Genomic DNA, 25,863 nt, shown 5'->3' with positions numbered 1-25,863 from the left:
GCCTCGGCGCCCGCCCACGACGAGACCGGCCGGAGCGATGCCCCGGCCGGTCTCGTCGTCTCCGCCCGGTGCTGCAGCGTGCAGCGCCGATCCCGTCCCTCGCGGTCCGGATCAGCCCGCCGGACTCGGAGAGGGAGAGGGGGTCGAGGACTCCGCCTCGAGCGTCGAGGTGACGAAGGAGACGAACGCCGCCGCGTCGTCCGGCTTCCCCGTGTACTGCTCGCCGTTCACCAGCACGGTGGGCGTCGACTCGAGCTTCGGCAGCGAGGAGTTAGCGAGGGGGAGCGAGGTGGCCCGCTCGGTCGCGGCCTTCACCCAGGGCCGGAACTCGCCCGCGGTCATGCAGGCGAGGACGTCGTCGTCGGTGACGCCCGCTCCGGTCACCAGCGCCCGCAGAGCGTCGTCGTCGAGGCCCGTCGTCCCCTCCGCCGGCTGCTGCGCGAAGAGCGCCGCGTTCACGGCGAGGAAGCGGTCCGGATCCTCGTCGGCGACGCACGCCGCGGCGTTCGCGGCCCGGCTGGAGTACTCGGAGCCGGCCGAGGAGGAGTCGAGGATCGCCACCGGGTGGATCTCGAGCGTGATCGCCTCCTTCGTCAGCCACGACTGCAGCTGCTCGGCGTTCGCCTTCTCGAACTGCCCGCAGTACGGGCAGAGGTAGTCGACGTAGAGGTCGACGGCGACGACTCCGCCCGCCCGTGTGGCGCTCTCGTCGGTCGGGACGGGGGATGCTCCCGGAGCGATCGCCGCGCTCGTCGTCGCCGTCACGGCCGAGCCGTCGCCCGCGAGGACGATGCCGTCGCTGAGCATGTTCGCCGGGCCGGCGCTCGCGACCTCCTGCTGCGACCAGACGTTCCAGCAGACCAGGGCCACGACCGCGAGGAGCCCGACGACCGCTCCGCCCTGCCCGAGCAGCCGGTTCCGGCGCCGCCGGCGCCTCTCGGCTTCGCGGCGCTCCCGCGCCTGCGCTCGGGCGAGCTCCTGGCGCTCGCGCTTGGTCAGGCCGCTTCTCGCACTGTTCCCGGACATCGCCGACGACGCTACGGGCGCAGGCTTCGGCGCGCCGTGGAGTGCGCCCGCCGGATCCTGGGACGGAGTGCGGGTCCTCTCAGGGATCAGGCGAAGAGGCCGGAGCCGAGGAAATCGGTCTCGTCGCGGGCACCGGGCGGCACCGCGAACACGGCCGAGCCGACGTGCTTCACGTACTCGTTCAGCGCGTCGGTCGCGAGGTTCCGCTGCACGGTGACGAACTGCTCCGGGGAGCGCTGGAACGAGAGGAAGAACAGCCCCGCGTTCAGGCGTCCGAGCTCGTCGTTGCCGTCGACGAAGTTGTAGCCGCGGCGCAGGAGCCGCACCCCGTTGTTCACGCTCGGGTGCGCGAGGCGCACGTGCGACTCCTGATCGATCAGCGGGGCACCCGTGGCGCCGGCCGCTGCGAAGTCGGGCTCCGTGGACTCCGTGCCGCCCGAGAGCGGGGCTCCGGACCCCTTGCTGCGGCCGATGACCCGCTCCTGCTCGCCCAGCTGGCTGCGGTCCCACGTCTCGATGATCATCCGGATCTTCCGCGCGACCAGGTAGCTGCCGCCGACCATCCACGCGGGGCCGTCGGAGGAGGGGACCCAGACGTGCTCTTCTACGGCGTCGGCCTCCTCGGACTTCACGTTCGCCGTGCCGTCCTTGAAGCCGAAGAGGTTGCGCGGAGTCGCCTGGGCGGTGGACGTCGAGGAGGTGCGGCCGAAGCCGAGCTGCGACCAGCGGAGCGAGGCCCGGCCGAACGCGATCCGGCTCAGGTTGCGGATGGCGTGCACGGCGACCTGCGGATCGTCGGCGCAGGCCTGGATGCAGAGGTCGCCGCCGCCGGCCGACGGGACGAGCGCGTCGCCGCGGAAGCGGGGCAGGGCCTGCAGCTGCGGAGGCCGGCGGTCGGCGAGGCCGAAGCGGTCGGCGCCGGACTCGTCCGTGAAGAGGGTGGGTCCGAAGCCGACCGTGACGGTGAGGGACGCGGCGTCGAGCCCGAGCGCCTCCCCGGTGTCCTCCGGGGGAGCCGTGTCCGGCCCGTCCACCGCGCCGGTCTCGCCGATCTCGAGGCCCTGGGTCATCCGCGAGGCGGCGAGCGTCCAGTCCTTCAGGAGCTCGACGAGGTCCTCGCGCGTGGTGCCCGCGGCGAGGTCGAACGCGGCGAAGTGCAGCCGGTCCTGAGCGGCGGTGGTGATGCCCGCCTGGTTCGCGCCGAAGAACGGCACGGTGCGCGTGGCGGAGGAGGCCGTCGCGCTCGCAGACGATGTGACGGCCACCGTGCCGCCCACTCCGGCGGCCAGCCCGGCCGTCCCCGCCGAGACGAGGCCGAGAAGCCCGCGCCGCGAGAGGCGGCGGGGCTCGTCGGAGGGCTGTTGGGAGGCCGTCGGCCGGGCTCCCTCGTGATGCTCGGCGCCCACTAGGCGGCCGGCTCCTCGACGCCCAGCACCGTGTGGGTCAGCTGCGAGAGCGGCTCGGAGAGAGCGTTGACCGCGTCCGAGAGCTCCTTCTTCTGCTCCGCGGTGACGGTGGAGTACGCAGCGAAGCCGGAGTCGATCGAGCCGTACTGCGCGAGCAGGGCGTCGAGCTCGGAGAACCGCTGCGTGATCCGTCCGGTGAGGTCGGCGCCCTCGTCGCCGCTGGCGGTCGCGATCGGCTCGACGTTGCCGAACGCCACCTCCGCGCCCTGGACGTTCGCGGCGAAGTCGGTGAGGTCAGTGCTCGACCACCAGTCCTCCTCGCCCGTGATCTTGCCGGCCGCGACCTCGTCGAGCAGGCCGATGGCGCCGTTGGAGATGTCGCCCACCGAGACGGTGAAGCCGGGCGCGTTCACGAGGTCGGCCAGGCTCTGCACGTCGTCGACGAGGCCCTGGCCGAACTGCGCGCGCTGCTCGGGGGTGGAGGGCGCCCAGTCGAGGAGCGCGCTCGTGCCGTCGGAGTTGAGCGCACCCTCCGCGGGGGCCCACAGGTCCTTCTCGATGCGGTGGAAGCCGGTCCAGTCCAGGCCCTCGGCGACGGCGTCGACCTCGCGGTAGTCGATGCGCGGGTCGAGGTCGCCGAACGCCTCCGCGGTCGGCTCGATCCGCTCGTAGAAGACGCGGGTCGACGCGAAGAGGCCGCGCGCCTTCTCGTCGTCGCCGGCCTCGTAGGCCTGGGCGAACTCGGCCACCGCGGGGAGCAGCTCGCCCACCTGCGACTTCACGTACGCCACGTAGTTGGTGACCGCCGCCTCCGTCGCCGCCTTCTCGTCCGCCGACTGCGCGGTGGCCTCACCGGTCACGGTGAACTCGCTCAGCCCGACCGGGGCGCCGACCTGCTGGAACTTGCAGGCGGTGTAGTAGGTGCCCGGCTCGAGCTGAGCGACGTAGGAGACGCTCTGGCCCGGGGTCACGTTCTCCTTCTCGCCCACGATCCGCAGCTTGTCCTCGGCCAGGATCTCGAACTCGTTGACGTCCGAGCCGCCGTTGGTCAGTGAGAACGTCACCGCTCCCGCCTCGGCGGTCGCCGTCGACACCTCGCAGGCGTCGTCCCTGATCGCGACGTCGAGCGCGGCGGAGGAGGAGGACGCGGGAGTGTTCGGCACGCAGCCCGTGAGGATCAGCGCCAGGGCGCCGGCGCCGGCGAGGCCGAGGGTGACGCGGGGGAGGGTGGGACGAGCGCGCGAGGACATGCTTCTCCTGGATCGGGGCGAGTGCGCCGGCGGTGCCGGAGCGGGTCAGACGGAGGTGGGAGCGGGAGCGGCGACCGGGGCCGCGCTGCCCCGTCGCGGACCGCGCAGGCGGACCTGGCGGACGAACAGGGCGCCGACGACGACGAGGTAGAGCAGCCAGGCGGCGAACTGCAGAGCGGTCGGCTCGGGCGTGTAGTTGAAGAGGCCGCCGACCACGGCGGTCACGGGCGGCGGGAGGATCGGGCCGAGCGAGAACAGCGGGGTGCCCCAGCCGGGCAGGAGCGACGCCTCCTGCAGGTCGCCGACGCCGTAGGAGAGGACGCCGGCCGCGACAAGGATGAGGAAGCCGCCCGTCCAGGTGAAGAAGCGCCCGAGGTCGATCCGGACGAAGCCCCGGAAGATCAGGTACGCGATGACGACCGAGCTGAGGATGCCCAGCATCGCGCCGACCGTGCCGACCCACGCGCTGGATCCCGACCCCGCAGTGCTCGAGGACACGCTCGCCCAGACGAAGAGCGCCGTCTCGATGCCCTCGCGGCCGACGCTGATGAAGCCGAGGACCACGATGCCGAGGGCCGAACCCGCGACGGCGCCGTCGAGCCGGGACTCGAGGTCGCCCTTCATGCTGCGGGCGTTCGCGCCCATCCAGAAGATCATCCAGGTGACCAGGCCGACCGCGAGGATCGAGAGGCCGCCGCCGATGAGCTCCTGAGCCTGGAACGACAGGGTCGAGGGGCCCCAGGTGAGGATCGCACCGGTGACGAGTGAGATCGCGATCGCGGCGGCGATACCGGTCCAGAGCCGCGGCAGCACGTCGCGCCGGCCGAGCTTGGTCAGGTAGGCCACGAGGATGCCGACGACGAGGCCGGCTTCGAGGCCTTCGCGGAGGCCGATGAGGTAGTTTGCGAGCACGCGTGTTCTCTTGGTCGATGGTGGACGAGGAGGGGGCGACTCCCGCCCCGAGTCGATCCGGTCGGCGGGGCTCCGTTGTTCGGTAAGCCTTGCCTAACCCGGGTCGACTGTAGTCCGCTGCCCGGTCGCTGTCCAGAAGCACCCGCAGCGGAGGACGCGCAGGACGAGAGGCGGAGAGTGGACGCGGGCCGGGACGCAGCAGCGGAGCGGGTGGTGGCGGTGCACGCCCACCCCGACGACGAGACGATCACCATGGGCGGGACCCTGGCGCGGCTGGTGGCGCAGGGCGCCTCCGTCACCGTCGTCACCGCCACGCGGGGCGAGTGCGGCGAGGTCATCCCCGAGGACCTCGCTCCGCTCGAGGGCTCGGCCGAGCTGGCCGCGCACCGGACGACCGAGCTCGTCGTCGCCCTGACGGCCCTCGGCGTCGCCGACCACCGCTTCCTCGGCGAGGGGGGCGCCCGCGCACCCGGCCTCGCTCCGCGCGTCTACCGGGACTCCGGCATGCAGTGGGGGCCCGGCCGCGTCCCGGTGCCGCTCGAGCCGGTGCATCCCGCGTCCTTCACCGCCGCGCCCGAGGACGAGGAGGTGGCGGATCTCGTCGCCGTCCTCCGGCAGGTCGACGCGGGCGTCGTGCTGTCGTACGACGCGGGCGGCGGCTACGGCCACCCGGACCACGTCCGCACCGCCCGGGTCGCCGAGCGCGCCGCCGAGCGCCTGGGCCTGCGCTTCCTCGCCGTCCTCCCCGACGCGGCCCCGCCCCTCCCCGGGGACGTCGTGATCGAGCTGTCCGCCGAGGACCACGCCCGCAAGCGCGCGGCCCTCGAGGCGCACGCGACGCAGCTGGTGGTCGAGGGCGACGAGGCCCGCCTCTCGAGCGGTCCGCCGTTCCCCATCGGCCGCATCGAGCGCTTCCGCCCGGTCGCGCAGGCGGGCCGTCCGGCGCCGCTGCCGGAGGAGCGTCCGACGCTGGGATCGCGCGTGCTGTCGGGCGTCGCCGGAGTCCTGGTCGGCGCGGTGGTCGGAGCGATCACGACGGTCGCTCACCAGAGCACCGTGTCGGTCGGCGGAGTCGTCCTCCCGGTCGGCTTGGCCGCCTCCCTCGCCGGTGTGCTGCTGCTCCTGCTCGGGCTGCGCCTCGTGCTCATCGACCGGTTCGTCGCGTTCTGCACTGCGATGGGCCTGCTCGGGATGATCGGGCTGCTCGCCCTGCGCAGCACCGGCGGATCCGTCCTCGTCCCGGCGAACGGCCTCGGCGTGGCCTGGACCTTCCTCCCCGCCCTCATCGCCCTCGTCGTGATCGCCTGGCCGCGGCTGCGGGCGGCCGCTCCCGCCGCCGCCCCGCGGCCCGCGGACGCCGACGCCCCGTCGGCCCCCGTACGATAGAGACACTGTTCGAAGGGACCTGGAGCACCGTGACCTACGTGATCGCACTTCCGTGCGTCGATGTCAAAGACCGCGCCTGCATCGACGAGTGCCCGGTCGACTGCATCTACGAAGGCGAGCGCTCGCTCTACATCCACCCGGACGAGTGCGTCGACTGCGGTGCCTGCGAGCCGGTCTGCCCCGTCGAGGCGATCTACTACGAGGACGACCTCCCCGAGGAGTGGTCCGACTACTACAAGGCCAACGTCGAGTTCTTCGACGAGATCGGCTCCCCGGGCGGAGCCGCCAAGGTCGGCGTGATCGCGAAGGACCACCCGGTCATCGCGGCGCTGCCTCCGCAGAGCCACTGAGGCCGCTCCCGTGGCCCTCAGCGCGCTGCCCGACTACCCCTGGGACCTGATGGCGCCCTTCGCCCGCACGGCGGCGGAGCACCCCGGCGGGATCGTCGACCTGTCGATCGGCTCGCCGGTGGACCCGACGCCCGCCCCGATCCGCGACGCGCTCGCCCGCGCGACGGACTCGCACGCGTACCCCACGACCGTGGGCACCCCCGCTCTGCGCGAGGCGATCGCCGCCTGGTACGCGCGGCGGCGCGGAGTCGAGGGCCTCGGGATCGACGAGGTCCTGCCGACGATCGGCTCCAAGGAGCTCGTCGCCTGGCTGCCCTTCCTCCTCGGACTCGGGGAGGGGGACGTGGTCGTGCATCCGCGCGCCGCCTACCCGACGTACGCGATGGGCGCGGCGATCGCCGGCGCTGAGGCGCTCGCCTCCGACGACCCCGCCGAGTGGCCCGCGACGACACGCCTGGTCTGGCTCAACTCTCCCGGCAACCCCGATGGCGCCGTGCTCGACGTGCCCGCCCTGCAGCGCGCCGTCGCCCGTGCCCGTGAGCTGGGCGCTGTGATCGCGGGGGACGAGTGCTACGCCGAGCTCGGCTGGGACGGCCGCTGGGCCGACGAGCCGATCCCGAGCGTCCTCGACCCGCGCGTGGTGGGGGAGGACCGCACCGGGGTCCTCGGCGTCTACTCGCTGAGCAAGCAGTCGAACCTCGCCGGCTACCGCGCCGCCTTCGTCGCCGGGGACGCGGCCCTGATCGCGCGCCTGGTGACCGTCCGCAAGCACGCGGGCATGATCGTGCCCGGTCCGCTGCAGGAGGCGATGATCGTCGCCCTCGCCGACGACGAGCACGTCGCCGCGCAGAAGGAGCGCTACCGCTCCCGCCGCGACCGCCTCCGGCCCGCCCTCGAGTCCGCGGGCTTCCGGATCGACCGCAGCGAGGCCGGCCTCTACCTGTGGGCGACCGAGGGCCGCCCGGCCTGGGAGTCCATCGACCGCCTCGCCCGCCTCGGCGTCCTCGCGGGCCCCGGCGTCTTCTACGGGGAGGGCTTCCCCGAGCACGTGCGCCTCTCGCTGACGGCCTCCGACGAGCGGATCGACGCGGCCGTGGAGCGCCTGTCCGGCGGCCTCTGAGGCGTTCGACCCGGCCGATCCTGGCGGGTTCCGACAAGGCCCCGGCCCCAGCGCTGGGCGATGTCACAGTGCCCCCGCTTTGCCCATAGGCTGTATGTGGTTCGGTCGACGGCGCCTCGCGAGGCCCCGGCTGCACCACGATCCAGACCCGGCGCCGCCCGCTCCGCGCGAGCGCTCCCGGGGTGCGACCGCGACGACCTGGGAGGCGTTGTGACCGAATCCGGCACGCAGAGCGACGGAACCGCGACGGTGGGCTCCACGGAGCCCGCGACCGGGAGCGCCACGACGCCGCCTCCCGCGCCGGCGGAGCAGGAGCTCCCCGAGAAGGTCACGCTCACCTTCGGCGACCGCACCGCGGACTTCCCGGTCCTGCGCAGCGTCGACGGCTCCTCGAGCATCGACTTCTCGACCCTGTCGAAGCAGACCGGCTTCATGTCGCTCGACTACGGCTTCGTGAACACGGCGGCGACCAAGTCGCAGATCACCTACATCGACGGCGACCAGGGGATCCTCCGCTACCGCGGCTACCCGATCGAGGAGGTGGCCACCAACGCGACCTACCTCGAGGTGGCCTGGCTCCTCATCTACGGCGAGCTGCCGACGGCCGACGAGCTCGCGGGCTTCGACGAGCGCATCCGCCGCCACACGCTCCTCCACGAGGACCTCAAGCGCTTCTTCGACGCGCTCCCTCACAGCGCGCACCCCATGTCGGTGCTCTCGGCCGGAGTGTCGGCCCTGTCGACGTACTACGAGGACAGCTCCAACCCGAAGGATCCGGAGGCTGTGGAGCTCACCACGATCCGCCTCCTGGCGAAGCTGCCCGTGATGGCGGCGTACGCCCACAAGAAGGCGATCGGCCAGGCGTTCCTCTATCCGGACAACTCGCTGAGCTTCGTCGACAACTTCCTCCGCCTCAACTTCGGCACGATGGCCGAGCAGTACCAGGTCGACCCGGTGCTCTCGAAGGCGCTCGACCGCCTCCTGATCCTCCACGAGGACCACGAGCAGAACGCGTCGACGTCGACCGTCCGCCTCGTCGGCTCCACCGAGGCGAACCTCTACGCCTCCGTCTCGGCCGGCATCAACGCCCTGTTCGGCCCTCTGCACGGCGGAGCGAACGAGGCGGTGCTCACCATGCTCGGCCGGATCCGCGAGTCGGGCGAGAGCGTGTCGACGTTCGTCGAGCGGGTGAAGAGCAAGGAGGAGGGCGTGCGCCTGATGGGCTTCGGCCACCGGGTGTACAAGAACTACGACCCGCGCGCGAAGCTGGTCAAGGAGAGCGCCTCCGAGGTCCTGCAGGCCCTCGGCGTGAAGGACCCGCTGCTCGACATCGCGATGGAGCTCGAGGCCCTCGCTCTCGAGGACGACTACTTCAAGGAGCGGCGCCTCTACCCGAACGTCGACTTCTACACGGGCGTCATCTACAAGGCGATGGGCTTCCCGACCCGGATGTTCACCGTGCTCTTCGCGATCGGCCGCCTGCCCGGCTGGATCGCCCACTGGCGCGAGATGAACACCGACAAGCAGACCAAGATCGGCCGCCCGCAGCAGCTCTACATGGGCTCGCCCGAGCGCCACTGGCCGACCGACCGCTGACCGGTCCCCGAGAGCCCGTCCCCGCCGGGGGCGGGCTCTCGCTGTGCAGCGCACCCGCCTCTCGTCAGCCGTCCGAGGCTCGAACCTCTTCTTCGAGGCGGGACGCAGAGCGGCGTGGTCGCCGCGGACTCGATCAGCACGGTTCGTCCCGGGGTGCCGCCTGCTGGGCCCGGCGGCGCCGGACGCCCGTCCTCAGGCGTGCAGGGCGGCGTTCAGCTCGATGCCGGCGCCGGTGCGGGGGAGGACCTCGACAGCTCCGGTGAGTGAGTTGCGGCGGAAGAGCAGGTTCGGCACGCCCGAGAGCTGCACGGCCTTCACGGTCTGCGGGGCGCCGTCGGCGCGCGGCGCTCCGCCGACCACGACGACCTTGGTGCCGGCGGTCACGTAGAGGCCGGCCTCGACGACGGTGTCGTCGCCGAGGGAGATGCCGATGCCCGAGTTCGCACCCAGCAGCGCCCGCGCGCCGATCGAGACGCGCTGCACTCCTCCGCCCGAGAGGGTGCCCATGATGGACGCGCCTCCGCCGATGTCCGAGCCGTCGCCGACCACGACGCCCTGCGAGATGCGCCCCTCGATCATCGAGCTGCCGAGGGTCCCGGCGTTGAAGTTGACGAAGCCCTCGTGCATCACCGTCGTGCCGGGTGCCAGATGCGCCCCGAGGCGGACGCGCGAGGTGTCCGCGATGCGCACCTTCGCGGGGGTGACGTAGTCGGTCAGCCGCGGGAACTTGTCGATCCCGGTGGCCTGGATGCCGTGGCGCCGGAGCGAGGGGCGCAGGCGGGTGAACGACTCCGGCGAGACCGGACCGGCGTTCGTCCACACCACGTTCGGCAGGTGGGCGAAGACGCCGTCGAGGTTCACCTCGTTCGGGCGGACCAGGAGGTGCGAGAGCAGGTGCAGCCGCAGGTAGGCGTCGGACGTGGAGGCGGGCGGCGCCTGCACGTCGATCTGCAGCGTGACCACGTCGATGCGGACCTCGCGGCGCGGATCCTCGCCGGCCTGCTCCTCGAACTCCGCCGGCACGATCCAGGGGTCGCGGCCGGCCGGGATGGTGCCGAGGCGCGGCTCCGGGAACCAGGTGTCGAGGACGGTGCCGTCGGCGGCCACGGTGGCGAGCCCGTATCCCCAGGCGGAGGCGGGCGCGGAGGAGTCTGCGGAGTGCTCGAGGGTCATGCCGATCAGGGTAGCGCGGAGCGTCCGGCCGCTACCCTGGGGCGCATGGCCGATCCGACCACCGCCCCTCCGCTCGATCTGCGCACCGATCCGGTCGCCCTGACGCGGATCCTCTGCGACATCCCGTCCGTCTCGGGCGACGAGCTCGAGATCGCGGACGCGGTGCAGTGGGCGCTCGAGCAGTACGACCACCTCGAGGTCATCCGCGACGGCCACACCGTCGTGGCGCGGACGAACCTCGGCCTCGCCCAGCGCGTCGTGATCGCCGGGCACCTCGACACGGTGCCGGTCAACGGCAACCTGCCCGTCGTCGCCGAGACGATCGACGGCGTCGAGCACCTGATCGGCCGCGGGACCGTCGACATGAAGGCCGGAGTGGCGGTGCAGCTCGTCCTCGCCGCCGAGCTCTCCGATCCGGCCGTCGACATCACCTGGATGTGGTACGACAACGAGGAGGTCGCAGCGGACCTCAACGGCCTCGGCCGTCTCTCCCGGCACCGCCCCGACCTCTTCTCCGCCGACTTCGCCGTGCTCGGCGAGCCGACCAGCGGAGCAGTGGAGGGCGGCTGCAACGGGACGCTCCGGGTCGACGTGGTCACCCGCGGCGTCCGCGCCCACTCCGCCCGCAGCTGGGTCGGCGAGAACGCGATCCACGCGGCGGCGCCGATCCTCGACCGCCTCGCCGCCTACGTACCGCGCGAGGTCGAGGTCGAGGGCCTCGTGTACCGCGAGGGCGTCAACGCCGTGCGCGTCACCGGCGGGGTCGCGGGCAACGTGATCCCGGACCTCTGCACGGTGCAGGTCAACTACCGCTTCGCCCCCGACCGGTCCGGGGAGGAGGCGCTCGCCCACCTCGAGGAGCTCTTCGAGGGGTTCGAGGTGACGGTGGACGATCTGGCCGAGGGCGCCCGCCCGGGGCTGGACGCACCTCTGGCCCAGGCCTTCCTCGCGGCCGTCGGAGCCGAGGCGAAGCCCAAGTACGGCTGGACCGACGTCGCGCGGTTCTCCGCCATGGGCATCCCGGCTGTCAACTACGGACCGGGCGACCCGCTCCGGGCCCACGCCGACGACGAGCGCGTGGCGGTGCACGAGATCACCGAGTGCACCGAGGGCCTCCGCCGCTGGCTGACCGCGTCCTCGTGAGCGCGACCGCCACGGCCGTCCCCGTCCGCCTCCGCCTGCGCCTGGTCCCGTGGTGGGCGCGCGTCCTCCTGGTGTACATCGCGACCCGCGTGGTCACGACGGTGATCCTGCTGCAGTTCGCCGCGCACCAGCTCGCGAACCCGTGGACCGGACCCTCCCCGTCCTACTCGGCCTTCGCGTCGATGTGGGACGGCCGCTGGTACGAGATCATCGCGGCCACCGGGTATCCCGGCTTCCTGCCGATCACGCAGGACGGCCACGTGGGGGAGAACGCCTGGGCCTTCATGCCGCTCTACCCGGGCGTCGTGAAGGCGCTGATGGCGCTCACCGGCCTCACCTGGGCTCCGGCCGCCGTGACCGTCTCCGTCCTGTGCGGAGCCGGAGCCTGCCTCGTCCTGTACCGCCTCTTCCGGCACTCCCTCGGCGAGTCGCAGTCGCTGACGGCGGTGCTGCTGTTCTGCGTGGCGCCGACCTCGCCGCTGATGCAGCTCGCCTACGCGGAGTCGATGGCGATGCTCCTGACCGCGGTCACGCTCCTCCTCCTGGTGCGGCGGCGCTGGCTCGCGGTCGTGCCCGTCGTGCTGCTGCTGGGCCTGACCCGGCCGAGCGGGCTCGCCTTCGCCGCCGCGCTCGGCCTGTACGTCGTCTACCGGTTCGTCCGGCGCCGCACGGAGCCGTTCCCGCGGTCGGAGTGGCTGCCGGCCGTGGGCCTGACGGCGTGGGGGCTCGTGGTCGGCTTCCTCTGGCCCGCCGTGGCGTGGGCCGTCACCGGGTCGATGACCGCGTACACCGACACCGAGCTGGCGTGGCGTGCGGTCTACATCGGCTACCAGGAGCTGCTCCCGCTGACCCCGTGGTTCCAGGGCGGCGCCTGGTGGGGCTCGTGGTGGTTCGGGGCCCCGGCCGTCGGCGTCGTGCTGGTGGTGCTCCTCCTGGCTGCGTTCGTCGGGATCCTCGCCGCACCGTGGACACGGCGGCTCGATCTCTTCAGCCGGGCCTGGGTCGCCGGGTACGGCGTCTACCTGCTGGCGTTCTTCTTCCCGCAGTCGAGCACCTTCCGGCTGCTGGGCCCGATGTTCCCGCTCGTCGGAGCGCTGGCGGTGCCGCGCTCGCCGGTCTTCCGGGTCGCGCTGGTCCTGCTCGGGATCGGCGGCCAGATCGTCTGGATCTCGATCTGCTGGGCCGTCGCCGGATCGGACTGGACCCCGCCGTGATCGTGCCGCGCGCCCGCCCGGCGCGGTGCTTCTCCCGGGACTCCCGACTCCCGCACGGGTATGCTCGTCGGAATGTCTCCCCTCACGCCAGCCGGTGAGCCGCGACACGCGTCGCCCCTCCTCCGGCCGACCCGCCGGCGAGCCGCGGCGACACCCGCCCGCTCCCCGCTGACGACCCCCTCCGCCTCCTCGACGGACCGCGGGCCGCTCGCGTGAGCGCCACCGCGATCGCGCCGGAGACGGAGGACGCCTCTCCGTCCCGCTCCCGCTGGGGTCTGCTCCGGAGGATCCCGTGGTGGATCCAGGTGCTCCTGGTCTTTGCCGTGTCCCGGGTCGTCACGACCGTGATCATGCTCCGTGTCGGCGCCGTGCGTCAGGGCGTCGAGTGGACGGGACTCCGCGACACCTACGTCCGGTTCGCGACGACGTGGGACGGCGGCTGGTACGAGCGGATCGGGATGACGGGGTACCCGTCGGTCCTGCCGCTCTCGCCGTCCGGAGCCGTGGAGCAGAACCCCTGGGCGTTCATGCCCGTCTACCCGTTCACCGTCCGCGGCCTGATGAACATCACCGGGCTCGACTGGGCGAACGCGGCGGTGCTCGTCGCCCTGGTCTGCAGTGCAGCGGCGTGCCTGGTGATCTACCGGCTGTTCCGCGTCTCGCTCAGCGAGGGCCAGGCGCTGATGGGGATCGTCTTCTTCTGCGTCGCTCCGACGTCCCCGATCCTGCAGATCGGCTACGCGGAGTCCGGCGGCATCCTCCTGACGGCCGTGCTGCTCCTCCTGCTGGTGCGCCGCAAGTGGATCTGGACGTTCCCCGTCGTGCTGGTCGTGGGGCTCCTGCGCCCGAGCGGTCTCGCGATCGCGGCGATGACGGGCCTCTACTTCCTTTACCGCGTCTGGCGGCACGTGCGCGGCACCGAGCCGTTCGCCCGCCGGGAGTTCGCCTTCACGGTCTCCCTCACGGTCTGGTCCCTCGCGGTGGGGTTCGCCTGGCTGCTCATCGCCTGGGCCGTGACCGGCTCCTTCACCGCGTACACCGACACCGAGCTCGCCTGGCGCAGCGTCTTCATCGGCGAGGGCGAGCTCATCCCCTTCACCTCCTGGTTCGCCGGCGGGGGCTGGTGGGGAGGCCTCTGGTTCGGCTCGCCGATCACGGGCATGGGCATCACCGTCGTGGTGGTGCTCGGATTCCTGGCGATCCTGTTCTCGCGGGCCACGCGCAGCCTCGACGTCTTCTCGCGGCTCTGGGTCGGCGGCTACGCGATCTACCTCTTCGCGTTCTTCTACCCGCAGTCGAGCACGTTCCGCATCCTGATGCCGATGTTCCCGCTGGCCGGGGCGCTCGCGGTGCCGCGGTCGACCCTCCTGAGGGTGTTCGTGGTGGCCGCATCGATCGTCGGGCAGATCGTCTGGGTGCTGCTGTGCTGGGTGTTCACCCCGGGCGACTGGTCCCCGCCGTGATCGGCTGACGCCCGACTTCCGGGCGCGGTTCGGAACACCCCCGCGGATGCACGATAATAGGGGGATACGTCACGAAAGGGGAACTCTATGGCGGCCATGAAGCCGAGGACCGGAGACGGACCGATGGAGGCTGTTAAGGAGGGCCGACTCATCGTCGTGCGCGTTCCGCTCGAAGGAGGCGGACGCCTCGTCGTCTCGGTCAACGATGCAGAGGCGAAAGAGCTGCACGACGCGCTCGCGTCGGTGGTGTCTCCCGCCTGATCCGCACCGTCGTGAACGCCCGTCGCACACCGTGCGGCGGGCGTTCCGTCTTTCCTCGGTCGGCCGCGCTCGTCAGGCGCGGCGCTTGTTGGCCTGCAGCAGGCCGTCGCCGATCGGCGAGAGCACGCTGACCACGGCGGGGGAGGCGCAGACCTCGGCCACCAGCGTGCGGAACGCCGTCGCGATCTCATCGCGCTGCGCGGGATTGGCCACGCGTCCGCGCCAGAGCGCGTGGGGGACGAGGACCGTCCCGCCCGGACGGACGAGCCGCAGCGCGTGCTCGACGTTCTCGATGACCTGCAGCGGATCGCCGTCGACGAAGACGATGTCGTAGGAGTTCTCGTTCATACGGGGCAGCACCTCGAGGGCGCGGCCCGGGATGAGCCGGAGCCGGTTGGGCGAGATGCCCGCCTCGTGGAACTGGGCGCGCGCGTGCTGCTGGTGCACCGCCTCGGAGTCGATCGAGGTGAGCATGGCCTCGGGGGCGCCGTCGAGCAGCCACAGGCCGCTCACTCCGGTGCCGGTGCCGATCTCGATGATGGAGGTCGCGCGCGCCGCGGCGGCGACCAGCGCGGCCTGCGCTCCGATCGAGGGGGAGACGGCGTCGATGCCCAGCTCGACCGAGAGCCGGCGGGCCGAGGCGATGGCCTCCGACTCGACGACCGCGTCCTCGGCGTACTTCCAGTTGGCATCCTTGTCGGACACGGGGGCGCTCCTCTGATCGGTGCACCGAGCGGATCGCGCCCGGGCATCGTCAGGGTACGGTGGCGCGCGGGCTCCGCGAGGGAGGCGCGGCGGGTTAGTGTTGTCCTCGTGTTCGGTCTGACGTTCGACAAGCTCCTCATCATCGGGGTCATCGCTGTCTTCGTGCTGGGTCCCGACCGCCTCCCGCACTACGCCGCCCAGCTCGGGCAGCTCGTGCGCAAGGTGCGCGGATTCGCCACGCAGGCCCGGGAGCGCGTCAAGGACGAGATGGGCGACGAGTTCAACGACGTCGACTGGAAGAAGCTCGACCCGCGCCAGTACGATCCCCGCCGCATCATCCGCGACGCCCTGCTCGAGGACGATCCGGCCCCCACCGTGAAGCCGCCCACCGCTGTCGCCGCTCCGGTCGTGCCGGGCGGCACCGGCTCCGCGCAGGACAGCTACTACACGACGATGCAGCGCTCCGTCTCGTCCGGCACGCTCTCGAGCGTCGCGCCGCCGCCGATCGACTCCGAGGCCACCTGAGCCCTGCTCCGCGAGGAGCGTCGGGCGGGCGTCTCGACCGACGCCGCCCGCACGAAGCCGCGCGGAGGCGTCAGCCGACGGCGAGCGGAAGACGACGGCCGGTCAGTCCCCGCGGCCGCGCGGCGAGCGTCGCCGCCAGGGCGTCGATCGCCCGGGCGGCAGGATCCTCCGGATCGCCGACGACGACGGGCACGCCCTCGTCGCCCCCCGCCCGCAGCGCGACGGAGATCGGCAGCGACGCGAGTAGCGGCACCTCGTCGCCCGTCGCAGTGAGCCGACGCGCGACCTCGGCCCCGCCTCCGCTGCCGAAGAGCTCCAGCACCGAGCCGTCGGGCTGCGGAAGCCCCGACATGTTCTCGACCACTCCGACGATGCGCTGGCCCGATTGGCGGGCGAGCGCGCCGCTGCGCTCGGCCACGTCGGCGGCCGCCGGCTGCGGGGTGGTGACGATGAGGACCTCCGCATGCGGGAGCAGCTGCCCGATGGAGATCGCCACATCCCCCGTGCCGGGAGGCAGGTCGAGCAGGAGCACGTCGAGGTCGCCGAAGTACACGTCGGTGAGGAACTGGGAGATCGTGCGGTGCAGCATGGGTCCGCGCCAGGAGACGGCCGCCCCCCGGGTGTCGCCCTCGAGGAACATCCCGATCGAGATGACCTTCACGCCGTGCGCCACCGGCGGCAGCATCAGTTCGCCGACGCGGGTGGGCCCCGCGACGCGCCCGTCGTGCATCAGGCCGAGCAGGCCGGGGATGGAGAAGCCGTGCACGTCGGCGTCTACGAGGCCGACCGCGAGCCCCCGCTGAGCGAGGGCGACCGCGAGGTTGGCGGTGACGGTCGACTTGCCGACACCGCCCTTGCCGCTGGTGACCGCGTACACGCGGGTGAGCGAGTCCGGGCCGAAGGGCATGCTCCGGCGGCCGCCCTGGAGGCGCTCGGTGAGGGCGGTGCGCTGCGCCGGCGTCATCACTCCGACCACGACGTCGACCGCCGTGACTCCGGGAGCCGAGGCCGCGGCCTCGCGTACGTCGCGCTCGATCGCGGAGGCGGCCGGGCAGCCGACGATGGTCAGCCGGATCGCGACGCGGACCGCTCCGTCGACGGCCGCCTCGACCGACTCGAGCATGTCGAGCTCGGTGATGGGCTTCCGGATCTCCGGATCGACGACCCGGGCCAGCGCCGTCCTGACGGCGGTCTCGATGGCGGCGACGTCAGGCATCGCGCCGCTCGGGCTCCTGCGCCCGATCCTTCTCGAGCTCCTCGAGGAGGCCGCGCAGCTCCGAGCGGATGAAGTCCTTGCTCGCCATGTCGCGTATCGCCAGGCGCAGGGCCACGACCTCGCGCGCGAGGTACTCGGTGTCCGCGAGGTTGCGCTCGGCCCGCTGCCGGTCCTGCTCGATCTGGACGCGGTCGCGGTCGTCCTGGCGGTTCTGCGCGAGCAGCAGCAGCGGCGCGGCGTAGGAGGCCTGCAGCGAGAGGATCAGCGTCAGCACCGTGAAGCCGAGGGCCTGCGAGTCGAAGCGCGCGTCCGCGGGCCCGTAGGTGTTGAACATCAGCCAGAAGACGCAGAAGATCGTCATGCCGACCAGGAACCACGGCGTGCCCATGCCGCGGGCGAACGACTCGGTCAGGCGGCCGAAGCGGTCGCTGCTCGGGCGGTTCCGCCGCGAGAGGACGCGGGTGCGCAAGCCCTTGGGAGCGTCCAGGCGCCGGTCCTGCTTGGTGTCCCTAGCCACGCGCGCCCCTCCGTCCCCGTCGTGTCCTGCCTGTCGCCGCGGGTGCCGGCGGCACGAGCGGGACGCCCTGCGTCGCCGTCGTCACCGGCTTCCTCGGTTCGTCGTCGTCGCCGTGGCTGCGCCAGTCGTCGGGGAGGAGGTAGTCGAGGACGTCGTCGATGGTCACGACGCCGACGAGGCGGTGGGACGCGTCGACGACGGGCACCGAGACGAGGTTGTAGCTGGCCAGGATCCGGGCGACCTCGGCCGCCGAGGTCTCGGGCGTGATCGGGTCCATGCTCTGGTCGAGCAGGGTGCCGAGGCGCTCGTGCGGCGGGTAGCGGAGCATCCGCTGGAAGTGCACCATGCCGAGGAAGCGGCCGGTCGGCGGCTCGTAGGGCGGCAGCGTGACGCAGACGGCGGCGCCGAGGGCCGGGGCGAGCTCGTGGCGGCGGATGAGGGCGAGACCCTCGGCGACGGTCGCCTCGGAGGAGACGATGATCGGCTCCGTGGTCATCAGACCGCCGGCGGACTCCGGGGCGTAGGTGAGGAGCATGCGGACGTCGTCCGCCTCCTCCGGCTCCATCAGCTCCAGGAGCGCCTCGCCGCGCTCCTCCGAGAGCTGGGCGATCAGGTCGGCCGCGTCGTCCGGCTGCATCTGGTCGAGGACGTCGGCGGCGCGGTCGTCGTCGAGCCGGCCGAGGATCTCGACCTGCTCGCTCTCGGGCATCTCCTCGAGCACGTCCGCGAGGCGGTCGTCCGAGAGCTCGCCGGCGACCTCGAGCATCCGCTGCTGCGGCAGGTCGAGGAGCGTGCTGGCGAGGTCGGCGGGCTTGAGCTCGGAGAGGCTGGCGACGTACTGCTCGGCGGACTGCGCCTCGGTCGAGACGCTCTCGCGGACCTCGCGCCAGCCGGCGAAGGCGGTCGCGCCCTTGGCGAAGGGGGAGGGGCTGGTCTTGGGCCGGCGGACGAAGAGCTGCGCGAGCTCCCACTCGCCGGGAGCGGCCTCCTCGATCGCGACGTCCTCGACGACCGCGTCACCGGAGCCGTCCACGAAGCTCACCCGGCGGCCGAGGAGCTCGGCGATGACGCGGACCTCTCCGCCCCGCTGCTCGAAGCGGCGCACGTTGATGAGCCCGGTGGTGATGATCTGGCCGCTGCCGATGCTGGTGACCCGGCCGATCGACACGAAGACCCGACGGCGCCCGGGGATCTCGACCACCAGGCCGACCACCCGCGGGGCGTCGTTCTGCCGGTAGACCAGGAGCACGTCGCGGACCTTGCCGACGCGATCGCCGGCCGGGTCGAAGACACTGCATCCGGCCAAGCGCGCGACGAAGACTCTGGCGGAACTCACGGCTACAAACCTAGTCCCGTGCAGCCGGGCGGACGCCGAGCGTTCCCGGCTCGCCCTCGGCCGGTTCTCCGAATCCGTTCAGAGACCTTCAAGTGGCCTGTGCGATTCTGTCCGGGTGACTCAGCAGACGCCGTTCAGCGGCCGAGGGCCGGCCTTCCCCACGATCCCGCGCGGGGAGATCCTCGCCACGTTCGACACGTACCAGGAGGCGCAGGCCGCCGTCGACGTGCTCGCCCGCGCCGACTTCCCGGTGCGCCAGCTCGCCATCATCGGCAACGAGCTCAAGAGCGTCGAGCGGGTGACCGGCAAGCTCACCTGGGGCCGCGTCGCCCTCGCCGGAGCGGCCTCCGGCGCCTGGCTCGGTGTCTTCCTGGGCCTCCTGCTCATCATCTTCTCGCCGACGACGGAGTTCTCCTTCCTCATCGCGGCGGTCCTCCTCGGCGCCGGCTTCGGGATGCTCTTCGGGCTCGCCTCCTACGCCGTGAACCGCCGCCGTCGCGACTTCACCTCGACCATGCAGGTGATCGCGACAAGCTACTCCGTGCTCGTGGACCCCGAGGTGGTCAACCGCGCGCGCAACCTGCTCGACGGCGGCACCTCCCCGGCGGAGGCGCCGCAGACGGCCTGGGCTCCGCCGCCCGCCGCGGTCGGCGACCCGCAGCCGCAGCCCGTCCGCCCCGAGGACGACCCGCGCTGACGATCCTCCACGAAGGCCCCCGGTCCGCCGGGGGCCTTCGTCATTCCGGGGGCGGGGCGGCTCAGGCGGAGCCGACGGGCGGGAGGACGATGTCGACCGCGAGACCCCGGGGGGAGCGGTTGACCAGGGCGACCGTCCCGCCGGCCGAGAGCACGGTGGTGTGCACCAGGGCCAGCCCCAGACCGCTGCCGCCGGAGGCGAGGGTCCGGGAGTCGTCCGGGCGGGAGAAGCGGTCGAAGGCGACCGGGATGAAGGCGTCGGGCATCCCCGGTCCGTCGTCCGAGACGCTGAGCATCAGGCGCCCGTCCGACTGCGAGAGGGAGGCGACGATCATGCCGCCGCCGTTCATCGCCTGGATCGCGTTCCTCACGAGGTTGTCGATCACCCGGCCGAAGTCCTGGGACGCGACCGCGTAGAGCCGCACCGGCTCGCGCTCGTCGATCTCGTAGTCGATCTCCACCCCCGACTCCGAGGCGAGCAGGCGGGTGCGGTCGACGGCGCCCACCAACTCGTCGACGAGCTCGGCGAAGGGAGCGGTCGGGCGGACGGTGCGGCTCTCGATGCGCGAGATGTCGAGGAGGGCGGATGCGAGGCGCACGAGCCGGTCGACGCTCTTCTGCGCGTCGAGGATGACCCGGTCGACCGCGACCGGGTCGTCGACGCGGTGGTGGGCGATCTCGAGCTGGGCGGAGAGCGCGGCGAGGGGAGTGCGGAGCTCGTGGCTCGCATCCGACACCATCTGCTTCTCCCGGGCCAGCGACGCGGTCTGCTTGGTCAGGAACGCGTTCAGCGTCACCGCGAGCTCGTCGATCTCGTCGCGCGTGCCGACGACCGGGAGCTGGTCGCCCTGCCCGGGCTCGGCGGCGATCTGATCCGCGCGCGCCCGCATCCGGCGCACCGGGGCGAGGGCCGCGCCCGTCAGGATCCACGAGGCGAGCCCGAACGTGACGACGAGGAAGATCGCGGCGTAGACGAGCACGTGGGCGAAGTCGTCGAGGACGAGCTGCGACGCGGCCTGATCGCGGGCGGAGGCGACCTGCCAGACGCCGCGATCGCTCTCGATGGCCGTGAAGCGGACCAGATAGCTGCCGTTCGCCGTCGTCACGTCGGCGTACCGGGGCGAGGTGTCGGCCGGCTCCTCCGCCAGAGCGCTGAGCACCTCGCCGCTCAGGCGCGAGGGCATGGTCGAGGTGCTGACGCTCCCGTCGGGCGCGAGAGCGAGGAACAGCTGGCCCGTCGACGAGCCCTGCGTGCGCGGGACGTTGCCCGCCGAGATGTCGCGGCGCACCTCGTCCTCGATCGACATCAGGATCGTCCGCTCGCTGCGGTCGACGATGCCGGTGACCACCTGGTAGAAGAGCAGCGCCGCGAGCGCGAAGAGGGCGGTCGCCACAGCGACCGTTCCCACGGTGATCCTCGCGCGGATCGAGAGCGCGCCGACCCGGCGGCGTGCCGTGCTCATCCGCGACACGGGCTATTCGACCGGGCGGAGGAAGTAGCCCTTGCCGCGGACGGTCACGATGCTGACGCCCGTGTCCTCGGTCGGGAGCTTCTTGCGCAGGTAGCTGACGTACTGGTCGACGATGTTGTTGTCGACGATCTCGCCGCCGCCCCAGATCTCGGAGAGGATCCGCTGGCGGGTCACGACGGAGCCGACGGGAGTGATGAGGAGCTTGAGGAGCTCGAGCTCCTTCGGGCTGACGTGGATGCGCGAGCCGTCGGCGGTGCGCCGGATGCTCGATCCGTCCACGGTGATGCGTCCGACGTCGATCGAGGTGGACATCAGCGACGGGCTGCGGCGCAGGAGGGCCCGGAGGCGCGCGTTGAGCTCGGTGAACGCGAACGGCTTGGTCAGGTAGTCGTCCGCTCCGGCGTCGAGGCCGAAGACGCGGTCCTCGATCGCGTCCCGCGCGGTCAGCAGCATGATCGGCGTGGGCCGGCCGAGCTCGCGGATCCGGCGGCAGATCTCGAAGCCCGACATCGCCGGCAGCATGACGTCCACGATGGCGGCCGAGAACTCGGCGTTGCTGAACGCGACGAGCGCGTCGATGCCGTTCGTGGTCAGCACGGCCTCGTAGCCGGCGTCTTCGAGGCCGCCGACGAGGGCCTCACCCATGGCTGGATCGTCTTCGACGACAAGGATCTTCACGCGCTCACCCTACGGCCCGGCTCCCAGGAGGACGCACTGGGCGGGCCGTGTGTCGATCGGATGCGGGATCGACCCATCCGATCGGCGCTGGGCGACGAATGAGGAGCAACAGACCGCTCGGGGGCGTGGCGGGAGAGGCGCGATCAGTGGCGCATTTCTACTCTTCTCTCCCCGTCGGCCCGATGATCCTGTTCGCGAAGTTCACCTCTACCGTCACCCGAAGGCGGCACAAAAATGCTCAATATTCTTTCCATCTGGGCGCGTCTCGCGCTGTCGGTCCTCCTGTGGATCGTCCTTCTTCCCGTCATGCTCGTCCTGCTGCCGTTCCGCACGGGCAGGAGCGCCTCGCTCCCCGCCCTGCGACCGGTGCCGGTTCCCGCACCGACGGTGGCGATCGACACCCGGAGCACTAGCGGCGCGTACTAGGCCCACTTCCCGGTCGTTCCGGGCTCGACGCCCCGCTCCCATGAGCTCCGGCGTGGTCCGCCCACCGATCCTCGACGCCCGAACAGCCGTGCCTCTCTCCGCCAGGAGGGGGCGCGGCTGTTCGTCGTTCCCCGGGTCGATCCCGACTGACCGACAGATGTCGATTTCGGCTCCTCTCTATCGCGAGCCGCGTCAAGCCCTTCGCAGAATCTCAGGGACTGGCAATACAGTGCTCGCACATGGTTCACCGATCGGAAGGAACACGGATGCTTCGCGCCACGCTCGACACCGCTGGGATCCAGCTCGATTCGACCACGGGAGCCCCCGTGCGCCCCGACACCCCGGTCTCGGTGGTCGCGTCGGCGCCTCAGAGCCTGATCTCGCGGATGCTCGGACGCCGCCGCTGCGAAGCCTGCGGAGCGGCCTCGGCCCGTCGCCGCGACGGCTTCTGCTCGGCCGACTGCGCCGGCACCTTCCACCTCTACGAGTGAGCCCGACCGGCCGAGTGCCGGTGGTGAACGTCCCGAAGGCCCGTGATCGACGATCGCGGGCCTTCGTGCTGTCCGGGGAGGGTCGGAGCGCCGGGTGAGGAGCGCCACGGTCGGACTCGGTCGCCCACCGGGTGACGCCGCTCGGTCCGTGGTGGAGGGGTGCGCCTCGAGGGGCGTCGAGCACCGGAGCTGAGCGCCCGCAGGCGAGGGAGGGGAGCGGAGGACCGCAGATGTGCCCCCAGTAGGATTCGAACCTACGCCCCTGCCTCCGGAGGGCAGTGCTCTATCCCCTGAGCTATGGGGGCCAGGAGTGCCTGACCACATTAGCACCCGGGCGGGGCGGGCCCCGACGCCGGGAGCGGTCCTCGCGCATGCCACGATGGAGCCATGCTGCGCACCGTCTCCGCCTCGCTGGATCTGCGTCTGAACGGCCCGACCGACCTGATCTTCCTGGTGGCGGCGACGCCCACGGGCGACTCGTTCGAGGACTCCTTCACCGTCCGGCTCGACGGGCAGGAAGTGCCGGTGCGGGAGTTCCCGGCGCGGCACGGCGCCCGCGTGCACCGCGTCGCGGGGAACGAGGGCGACCTGCGGGTCGAGTACCGGGCGCGGGTTGCCGGCCACGGCGCTCCGGACGAGCCGAGCGAGCTCGAACTCGTCGAGTACCTGCGGCCGAGCCGGTACGCCGAGGCGGACGTGCTCGGCGGGATCGCCCGGCGCGAATTCGGGCGGGCCCGGGGCCTCGAGGCGCTGACGGCCGTCGAGGAATGGGTGCACGGCCACCTGTCGTACGTCTACGGGTCGACGGTCGGCACCGGGGGAGCGGCGCAGGTCATCGAGAGCGGCCAGGGCGTGTGCCGGGACTTCGCGCACACGGTCGCCGGGCTGCTCCGCGCCCTCGACATCCCCGCCCGGGTGACGGCGGTCTACGCGCCGGGCCTCGAGCCGCGCGACTTCCACGCGGTCACGGAGGCCTGGGTCGGCGGCGCCTGGCACGTCGTGGACGCGACCCGGCTGGCTCCGCGCGGGTCGATGCTGCGCATCTCGTCCGGCCGGGACACGGCCGACACCGCGTTCCTCAGCAGCTACCTGACGGACCTGCGCCTGACCGGGATGAGCGTGGAGGCCGACTGCGACGCGGCGCTCGTCGACGACCACGTCTCGCCGGTGCGCCTGGGCTGACGCCGGGGCTCAGTCGGCGAGGACGCCGATCGCCGACCGCACGAGCGGCTCGGGGTCGCCCGGCTCGACGAAGGAGGCGCTGGACGCCTCGATCCAGTACTCGCCGACGAAGGCGTCCGCGACGCCCCGCCCCTCGGCCACCTGGTAGTAGCCCTCGATCTCCGGCGGCTTGCCGTAAGTGGGGACGGCCTTGCTGGTGGTGAAGAACTCGTTCTTGAGCGCCTCGATCACCGCGGGGTCGAGGTGGGCCACGGCCAGCTGCAGCTCGGCGCCCGAATCGTCGGACCATCCGCAGACCAGGCCGTCGTACTGGGCGATCTCCTCGGAGACGGCGGTGGTCCCGATGCCGTCGTCCGGGGAGAATCCGCCCCACAGGCCCGCGAGCGCCGAGGCCGGGACCAGCTGCTCGCAGGCGAGGGGGATCGGCGTGCCGCTGACGGCGCCGCTCGCGCTCGGCTCCGGGTCGGCCGCGGGGGAGCAGCCGGAGAGGGCCGCCGTGGCGAGGGCGACGAGGAGGAGGGCGGCGGGACGGCGCATGCGTCGCACCCTAGCAACGCCGCCCTGCCGAGCGGCCCCGCGGTGCAGGAGGGACGGGGGGCGCGGGCGCGGCGGCCGGTAGAATCGCTCCCCGTGACTCCCGAACAGCTCGCCGCCTCCCTGCACGCCCTCGTCCTCGACGCCGTGCAGCGACGGGGGAGCGATGCGGGCGTCGAGCTCTCGGACGTCGTGCTGGAGCGCCCGAAGAACCGCGACCACGGCGACTGGGCCTCGAACATCGCGATGAAGCTCGCGAAGCGGGTCGGCGCGAACCCGCGCGAGCTCGCCGCCGAGCTGGCCGAGGGGCTGGGCGCGGTCGAGGGCGTCGCCACGGTCGAGGTCGCCGGTCCCGGCTTCCTCAACGTCCGGCTCGAGGCCGCGGCCGCGGGCGCCCTGGCCGGCGCGATCGTCGAGGCGGGCGAGGCCTACGGCACCGGGTCCGCCTACGCCGGCGTCCGGATGAACCTCGAGTTCGTCTCCGCCAACCCCACCGGCCCCATCCACATCGGCGGGACGCGCTGGGCGGCGGTCGGCGACAGCCTGGCCCGGATGCTCCTCTCGCAGGGCGCCGAGGTGACCCGCGAGTACTACTTCAACGACCACGGCGCGCAGATCGACCGCTTCACGCGGAGCCTCCTCGCCGCCCACCGCGGCGAGCCGACCCCGGAGGACGGCTACGGCGGCGCCTACATCGGCGACATCGCCGAGCGCGTCGCGGCCGCCTACCCGGGCGACCTCGCCGTCCTGCCCGAGGAGGAGCTCGCCGAGACCTTCCGCTCGATCGGCGTCGAGCTGATGTTCGGCGAGATCAAGCAGAGCCTGCACGAGTTCGGCGTCGACTTCGACGTGTACTTCCACGAGAACTCCCTGCACGAGTCGCGCGCCGTCGACCGCGCGATCGAGCGCCTCCGCGAGCTCGGGCACATCTTCGAGGCGGACGGCGCCACCTGGCTGCGGACCACCTCGTTCGGCGACGACCGCGACCGCGTCATCATCAAGAGCGACGGGGAGGCGGCCTACATCGCGGGCGACCTCGCCTACTACCTCGACAAGCGCGAGCGCGGCTTCGATCGGGCGATCATCATGCTCGGCGCCGACCACCACGGCTATATCGGCCGGATGATGGCGATGTGCGCGGCGTTCGGCGACACCCCGGGCGTGAACCTCGAGATCCTGATCGGCCAGCTGGTCAACCTGCTCCGCGACGGCGAGGCGGTCCGGATGTCCAAGCGGGCGGGGACCGTCGTCACGATGGAGGACCTCACGGAGGCCGTCGGCGTGGACGCCGCGCGCTATTCGCTGGTGCGCTCCTCGGCCGACTCGACCCTCGACATCGACCTCGACCTGCTGACCAAGCGGAGCAACGACAACCCCGTCTACTACGTGCAGTACGCCCACGCGCGCACCCGCCAGGTCGCGGCGAAGGCCGCGGCGTCGGGCGTCCCCGTCGAGCCGTTCGCGCCCGAGACGCTGGTGCATCCGACCGAGTCGGCGCTGCTCGGCGGCCTGCAGGAGTTCCCGCGCATCGTGGCGCACGCCGCGGAGCTGCGCGAGCCGCACCGCGTCGCGCGGTACCTCGAGGAGGTCGCCGGCCTCTACCACCGCTGGTACGACAACTGCCGGGTCGTGCCGCAGGGCGAGGACCCGGTCGAGGCCGTGCACTCGACCCGGCTGCGCCTGAACGAGGCGACCGGGCAGGTGCTCCGCAACGGGCTCTCCCTGCTGGGCGTCACGGCCCCGGACCGGATGTGAGCGCGTCGGGGGCTGCGCCGCGGCGCCGGC

Annotated in this window: 26 protein-coding genes and 1 tRNA gene; 14 read left to right on the top strand and 13 right to left on the bottom strand. The window is 72.3% G+C overall.

The genetic code is table 11. The features are described 5' to 3' along the window. Nucleotides 1-111: 111 nt before the first annotated feature. From C5C57_RS00785 to efeU, 4 genes are all read right to left on the bottom strand, one after another. Nucleotides 112-1,026 carry a thioredoxin domain-containing protein gene (locus tag C5C57_RS00785; RefSeq protein WP_104246610.1) on the bottom strand — a complete coding sequence of 305 codons (915 nt, stop codon included), beginning with the start codon at nt 1,024-1,026 and terminating at the stop codon, nt 112-114. An 86-nt stretch (nt 1,027-1,112) separates the two neighbouring features. After that, on the bottom strand, nt 1,113-2,432 hold the full coding sequence (efeB, locus tag C5C57_RS00780) for an iron uptake transporter deferrochelatase/peroxidase subunit (protein WP_104297156.1): 1,320 nt from the start codon (nt 2,430-2,432) through the stop codon (nt 1,113-1,115). Further along, entirely contained in the window at nt 2,432-3,682 is a 1,251-nt protein-coding gene (gene efeO / locus C5C57_RS00775) for an iron uptake system protein EfeO (protein ID WP_104237549.1), read from the bottom strand. The genes efeB and efeO overlap by 1 nt, the downstream gene beginning before the upstream one ends. 45 nt (nt 3,683-3,727) lie before the next feature. Then, nucleotides 3,728-4,594 (bottom strand): iron uptake transporter permease EfeU, encoded by an 867-nt coding sequence (efeU, locus tag C5C57_RS00770; RefSeq protein ID WP_104225548.1) that lies wholly within the window; start codon nt 4,592-4,594, stop codon nt 3,728-3,730. 177 nt (nt 4,595-4,771) lie between these two features. On the opposite strand from efeU, the gene C5C57_RS00765 reads away from it, so the two are divergent. The 4 genes from C5C57_RS00765 (at nt 4,772) to C5C57_RS00750 (ending at nt 9,046) form a co-directional block, all read left to right on the top strand. Further along, nucleotides 4,772-5,980 (top strand): PIG-L family deacetylase, encoded by a 1,209-nt coding sequence (locus C5C57_RS00765; protein WP_104309065.1) that lies wholly within the window; start codon nt 4,772-4,774, stop codon nt 5,978-5,980. Nucleotides 5,981-6,009: 29 nt separating this feature from the next. Then, complete coding sequence (fdxA, locus tag C5C57_RS00760; RefSeq protein ID WP_104222984.1) at nt 6,010-6,330, top strand: ferredoxin; 321 nt, start codon at nt 6,010-6,012, stop codon at nt 6,328-6,330. A gap of 10 nt (nt 6,331-6,340) precedes the next feature. Then, a complete protein-coding gene (dapC, locus tag C5C57_RS00755; RefSeq protein WP_104297155.1) occupies nt 6,341-7,450 on the top strand; it encodes a succinyldiaminopimelate transaminase in 1,110 nt (369 codons plus the stop codon). 210 nt (nt 7,451-7,660) lie between these two features. Next, nucleotides 7,661-9,046 (top strand): citrate synthase, encoded by a 1,386-nt coding sequence (locus C5C57_RS00750; protein WP_258063160.1) that lies wholly within the window; start codon nt 7,661-7,663, stop codon nt 9,044-9,046. 192 nt (nt 9,047-9,238) lie between these two features. Here the strand turns inward: C5C57_RS00750 and dapD are convergent, their stop codons facing one another. Continuing rightward, nucleotides 9,239-10,219: a 2,3,4,5-tetrahydropyridine-2,6-dicarboxylate N-succinyltransferase gene (gene dapD, locus C5C57_RS00745; protein ID WP_104246605.1), complete on the bottom strand. Its 981-nt coding sequence runs from the start codon at nt 10,217-10,219 to the stop codon at nt 9,239-9,241. A gap of 45 nt (nt 10,220-10,264) precedes the next feature. On the opposite strand from dapD, the gene dapE reads away from it, so the two are divergent. From dapE to C5C57_RS00725, 4 genes are all read left to right on the top strand, one after another. Continuing rightward, entirely contained in the window at nt 10,265-11,362 is a 1,098-nt protein-coding gene (gene dapE, locus C5C57_RS00740) for a succinyl-diaminopimelate desuccinylase (protein WP_104297154.1), read from the top strand. Then, nucleotides 11,359-12,576: a hypothetical protein gene (locus C5C57_RS00735; protein WP_258065743.1), complete on the top strand. Its 1,218-nt coding sequence runs from the start codon at nt 11,359-11,361 to the stop codon at nt 12,574-12,576. Before dapE ends, C5C57_RS00735 begins: the two co-directional genes overlap by 4 nt. Nucleotides 12,577-12,788: 212 nt before the next feature. Continuing rightward, the gene (locus C5C57_RS00730; RefSeq protein ID WP_104222988.1) at nt 12,789-14,039 is read left to right on the top strand and encodes a hypothetical protein; all 1,251 of its coding nucleotides are present in this window, start codon (nt 12,789-12,791) and stop codon (nt 14,037-14,039) included. A gap of 87 nt (nt 14,040-14,126) precedes the next feature. Then, entirely contained in the window at nt 14,127-14,300 is a 174-nt protein-coding gene (locus tag C5C57_RS00725; protein WP_068208299.1) for a DUF3117 domain-containing protein, read from the top strand. A gap of 72 nt (nt 14,301-14,372) precedes the next feature. Here the strand turns inward: C5C57_RS00725 and C5C57_RS00720 are convergent, their stop codons facing one another. After that, nucleotides 14,373-15,005, bottom strand: coding sequence for an O-methyltransferase (locus C5C57_RS00720; RefSeq protein ID WP_104222989.1), 633 nt, complete (start codon nt 15,003-15,005; stop codon nt 14,373-14,375). A 108-nt stretch (nt 15,006-15,113) separates the two neighbouring features. Between C5C57_RS00720 and C5C57_RS00715 the strand changes: the two genes are divergently transcribed. Continuing rightward, nucleotides 15,114-15,530, top strand: a complete 417-nt coding sequence (locus tag C5C57_RS00715) for a twin-arginine translocase TatA/TatE family subunit (protein WP_146076468.1) — start codon at nt 15,114-15,116, stop codon at nt 15,528-15,530. A 70-nt stretch (nt 15,531-15,600) separates the two neighbouring features. Here the strand turns inward: C5C57_RS00715 and C5C57_RS00710 are convergent, their stop codons facing one another. The 3 genes from C5C57_RS00710 to C5C57_RS00700 are packed head-to-tail and all read right to left on the bottom strand — an operon-like array spanning nt 15,601 to nt 18,599. Beyond that, nucleotides 15,601-16,746 carry an Mrp/NBP35 family ATP-binding protein gene (locus C5C57_RS00710; protein WP_104232735.1) on the bottom strand — a complete coding sequence of 382 codons (1,146 nt, stop codon included), beginning with the start codon at nt 16,744-16,746 and terminating at the stop codon, nt 15,601-15,603. Further along, nucleotides 16,739-17,263, bottom strand: a complete 525-nt coding sequence (locus tag C5C57_RS00705) for a DUF1003 domain-containing protein (RefSeq protein WP_104222991.1) — start codon at nt 17,261-17,263, stop codon at nt 16,739-16,741. Before C5C57_RS00705 ends, C5C57_RS00710 begins: the two co-directional genes overlap by 8 nt. Beyond that, on the bottom strand, nt 17,256-18,599 hold the full coding sequence (locus tag C5C57_RS00700) for a magnesium transporter MgtE N-terminal domain-containing protein (RefSeq protein ID WP_104225554.1): 1,344 nt from the start codon (nt 18,597-18,599) through the stop codon (nt 17,256-17,258). The genes C5C57_RS00705 and C5C57_RS00700 overlap by 8 nt, the downstream gene beginning before the upstream one ends. Before the next feature lie 115 nt (nt 18,600-18,714). Between C5C57_RS00700 and C5C57_RS00695 the strand changes: the two genes are divergently transcribed. After that, nucleotides 18,715-19,296, top strand: coding sequence for a general stress protein (locus tag C5C57_RS00695; protein WP_258063423.1), 582 nt, complete (start codon nt 18,715-18,717; stop codon nt 19,294-19,296). 61 nt (nt 19,297-19,357) lie between these two features. Here the strand turns inward: C5C57_RS00695 and C5C57_RS00690 are convergent, their stop codons facing one another. Together C5C57_RS00690 and C5C57_RS00685 are read right to left on the bottom strand one after the other, a co-directional pair. Further along, the gene (locus C5C57_RS00690; protein ID WP_146078762.1) at nt 19,358-20,758 is read right to left on the bottom strand and encodes a cell wall metabolism sensor histidine kinase WalK; all 1,401 of its coding nucleotides are present in this window, start codon (nt 20,756-20,758) and stop codon (nt 19,358-19,360) included. Between the two features lie 12 nt (nt 20,759-20,770). Further along, on the bottom strand, nt 20,771-21,445 hold the full coding sequence (locus tag C5C57_RS00685) for a response regulator transcription factor (RefSeq protein WP_258059273.1): 675 nt from the start codon (nt 21,443-21,445) through the stop codon (nt 20,771-20,773). A gap of 234 nt (nt 21,446-21,679) precedes the next feature. Here C5C57_RS00685 and C5C57_RS00680 point away from each other — a divergent pair, with 234 nt between their 5' ends. Both C5C57_RS00680 and C5C57_RS00675 read left to right on the top strand, forming a co-directional pair. After that, nucleotides 21,680-21,871 (top strand): hypothetical protein, encoded by a 192-nt coding sequence (locus tag C5C57_RS00680; protein WP_104297153.1) that lies wholly within the window; start codon nt 21,680-21,682, stop codon nt 21,869-21,871. Nucleotides 21,872-22,137: 266 nt separating this feature from the next. Next, on the top strand, nt 22,138-22,362 hold the full coding sequence (locus tag C5C57_RS00675; RefSeq protein ID WP_104249561.1) for a hypothetical protein: 225 nt from the start codon (nt 22,138-22,140) through the stop codon (nt 22,360-22,362). Nucleotides 22,363-22,595: 233 nt separating this feature from the next. On the opposite strand, the gene C5C57_RS00670 is transcribed toward C5C57_RS00675, so the two are convergent. After that, nucleotides 22,596-22,667: transfer RNA gene (locus tag C5C57_RS00670), tRNA-Arg, on the bottom strand. Between the two features lie 82 nt (nt 22,668-22,749). Between C5C57_RS00670 and C5C57_RS00665 the strand changes: the two genes are divergently transcribed. Continuing rightward, nucleotides 22,750-23,544: a transglutaminase family protein gene (locus tag C5C57_RS00665; RefSeq protein ID WP_104297152.1), complete on the top strand. Its 795-nt coding sequence runs from the start codon at nt 22,750-22,752 to the stop codon at nt 23,542-23,544. Nucleotides 23,545-23,553: 9 nt separating this feature from the next. Here the strand turns inward: C5C57_RS00665 and C5C57_RS00660 are convergent, their stop codons facing one another. Beyond that, entirely contained in the window at nt 23,554-24,081 is a 528-nt protein-coding gene (locus C5C57_RS00660) for a hypothetical protein (protein WP_104260120.1), read from the bottom strand. 93 nt (nt 24,082-24,174) lie between these two features. Here C5C57_RS00660 and argS point away from each other — a divergent pair, with 93 nt between their 5' ends. Then, nucleotides 24,175-25,833, top strand: coding sequence for an arginine--tRNA ligase (argS, locus tag C5C57_RS00655; RefSeq protein WP_104222999.1), 1,659 nt, complete (start codon nt 24,175-24,177; stop codon nt 25,831-25,833). The last annotated feature ends 30 nt before the right edge of the window (nt 25,834-25,863 follow it).

Source organism: Rathayibacter sp. AY1C5 (genome assembly GCF_002931705.1).
Classification (GTDB): domain Bacteria; phylum Actinomycetota; class Actinomycetes; order Actinomycetales; family Microbacteriaceae; genus Rathayibacter.
Note: the sequence above shows the minus strand (reverse complement) of the source record. Positions and strands in the feature narration are given on the sequence as shown.

What these genes read in the sequence shown, in the direction of transcription:
- C5C57_RS00675 (WP_104249561.1), top strand. Translation starts at nt 22,138, where the DNA reads ATGCTTCGCGCCACGCTCGACACCGCTGGGATCCAGCTCGATTCGACC.
- C5C57_RS00725 (WP_068208299.1), top strand. Translation starts at nt 14,127, where the DNA reads ATGGCGGCCATGAAGCCGAGGACCGGAGACGGACCGATGGAGGCTGTT.
- C5C57_RS00690 (WP_146078762.1), bottom strand. Translation starts at nt 20,758, where the DNA reads ATGAGCACGGCACGCCGCCGGGTCGGCGCGCTCTCGATCCGCGCGAGG.
- efeO (WP_104237549.1), bottom strand. Translation starts at nt 3,682, where the DNA reads ATGTCCTCGCGCGCTCGTCCCACCCTCCCCCGCGTCACCCTCGGCCTC.
- C5C57_RS00665 (WP_104297152.1), top strand. Translation starts at nt 22,750, where the DNA reads ATGCTGCGCACCGTCTCCGCCTCGCTGGATCTGCGTCTGAACGGCCCG.
- dapD (WP_104246605.1), bottom strand. Translation starts at nt 10,219, where the DNA reads ATGACCCTCGAGCACTCCGCAGACTCCTCCGCGCCCGCCTCCGCCTGG.
- C5C57_RS00680 (WP_104297153.1), top strand. Translation starts at nt 21,680, where the DNA reads ATGCTCAATATTCTTTCCATCTGGGCGCGTCTCGCGCTGTCGGTCCTC.
- C5C57_RS00660 (WP_104260120.1), bottom strand. Translation starts at nt 24,081, where the DNA reads ATGCGCCGTCCCGCCGCCCTCCTCCTCGTCGCCCTCGCCACGGCGGCC.
- C5C57_RS00710 (WP_104232735.1), bottom strand. Translation starts at nt 16,746, where the DNA reads ATGCCTGACGTCGCCGCCATCGAGACCGCCGTCAGGACGGCGCTGGCC.
- dapE (WP_104297154.1), top strand. Translation starts at nt 10,265, where the DNA reads ATGGCCGATCCGACCACCGCCCCTCCGCTCGATCTGCGCACCGATCCG.
- C5C57_RS00785 (WP_104246610.1), bottom strand. Translation starts at nt 1,026, where the DNA reads ATGTCCGGGAACAGTGCGAGAAGCGGCCTGACCAAGCGCGAGCGCCAG.